Annotated in this window: 2 protein-coding genes; both read left to right on the forward strand. The window is 58.6% G+C overall.

All coding sequences use genetic code 11. The features are described from left to right. Positions 1 to 5 precede the first annotated feature (5 nt). A complete protein-coding gene (locus VEZ52_RS00535; RefSeq protein WP_324835070.1) occupies positions 6 to 1379 on the forward strand; it encodes an MFS transporter in 1374 nt (457 codons plus the stop codon). A gap of 4 nt (positions 1380 to 1383) precedes the next feature. Continuing rightward, positions 1384 to 1802 (forward strand): metallophosphoesterase (locus VEZ52_RS00540; RefSeq protein ID WP_324835069.1); only part of this gene is annotated, 419 nt, incomplete at its 3' end.

Genomic DNA, 1802 nt, shown 5'->3' on the forward strand with positions numbered 1-1802 from the left:
TTGCGGTGCTGACAGCCCACACGGAGGGTGTCTGTATGGACGACAGCTCACAGCAAAAATACGTTCCTTCCAAAAAAGAAATGCGCAAGGTCGTAATTGCCAGCCTGCTTGGCGCCACCATTGAATGGTACGACTTTTTCCTCTACGGCGTGGTGGCGGGCATTGTGTTCAACAAGCTCTACTTCCCCACCGCCGATCCCTTCATCGGCACCATCATGGCCTACAGCACCTTTGCCATCGGCTATCTGGCACGCCCCCTTGGCGGCTTTATATTTGGCCATTACGGCGACAAGCTGGGCCGCAAGCGCATGCTCATTCTCACCATGCTCATCATGGGCATTGCCACAATGGGCATTGGCCTTGTGCCCACCTATGCCTCCATTGGCATTGCCGCGCCCATCATCCTGCAAACGCTGCGCCTGTGTCAGGGCCTTGGCCTTGGCGGCGAATGGGGCGGCGCGGTGCTTATGACCTATGAATACGCCAGTGATCGCCAAAAGGCCTTTTACGCCAGCATTCCCCAGATGGGGCTTGCCACTGGCCTGTGCCTTTCTTCCGGCATGGTCGCCCTGCTCTCCTGGCTGCTGGACAACGAACAGTTCCTTGAGTGGGGCTGGCGCTTTGCCTTCCTTGTGAGCGTGGTGCTCATCGCCATTGCCCTGTATGTGCGCACGCACATTCTGGAAACACCCGAATTCCGCAAGGCTGAAGCCAAGGGCGATACCAGCAAAAAGACCCTGCCCATCGTGACCGTGTGCAAAAACTACCCTGGCAACATTGCACTGGGCGTGGGCGCGCGGTGGATTGACGGCGTATTCTTCAACGTGCTGGCCGTGTTTTCCATCACCTACCTTGTGCAACAGATCCACACCACGCGCACCGAAGCTCTTACGGCGGTCATGTTTGCCGCTCTGCTCATGTGCCCCTTTATCCTGATTGCTGGCCGCCTGGCCGACCGCTTTGGCCGGGGCCGCATTTACGGCCTTGCCAGCCTTGCCTGCGGCATTTCCATTTTTCCCTCGTTCTGGCTTATGCAGAGCAGCGGCGGCAACATGTTTCTGGTTGGCCTTGCCATCGCCATCCCGCTGAGCATCTTTTACGCTGGTGTTTTCGGGCCCGAGGCCGCGCTGTTCTCTGACCTCTTCCCTGCTGAAGTGCGCTACACGGGTATTTCCATCGTGTACCAGTTTCCGGGCTTTCTGGTTGCGGGCATAGTGCCCGGCGTGTGCACCGCCCTGATCCAGTGGAACGACGGCGATCCTTTCTACATCTGCATCTTCGTACTCGTAGCCGCAGCAACCAGCGCGTTCTCGGCCTTTACCATTCAGGCGCGGCATAACAGATTGGCAGCGCAGGCTGCGGGAACCGCACAGGGTTAACATCATGCGTATATTGCAACTTTCAGACACGCACCTGCGGGGCGACCACAGCCTGTCTTTCAGGGTGGTAGATACCCGGCGTTGCCTGGACGAAGCCGTGGCTCACGTAAAAAGCCTGACGCAACAGCCTGATATTATTGTCATCACAGGCGATCTTGCCGACAGCGGAGACCTTAACGCATATCACATCCTGCACGATGAGCTCTCGCCCATCGGGGTGCCCGTGTACGCCGTGCCCGGCAACCACGACAGGCGCGACCGCCTGCGCGAGGTAATGCCCCACTGGTGCCCGGCCAAGGAAGATATTGCGCCCTACCTCTGCTATACGGTGGAAGAAGAAAACCTGCGGCTGATCATGATGGACAGCATGAGCCCCGGCTCCCATTCCGGCCACTTCCCCGCCGAAACCGGCGACTGGCTGGA

The sequence above is a fragment of the Desulfovibrio sp. genome (assembly GCF_035644575.1).
In the GTDB taxonomy this organism is placed as follows: domain Bacteria; phylum Desulfobacterota; class Desulfovibrionia; order Desulfovibrionales; family Desulfovibrionaceae; genus Desulfovibrio.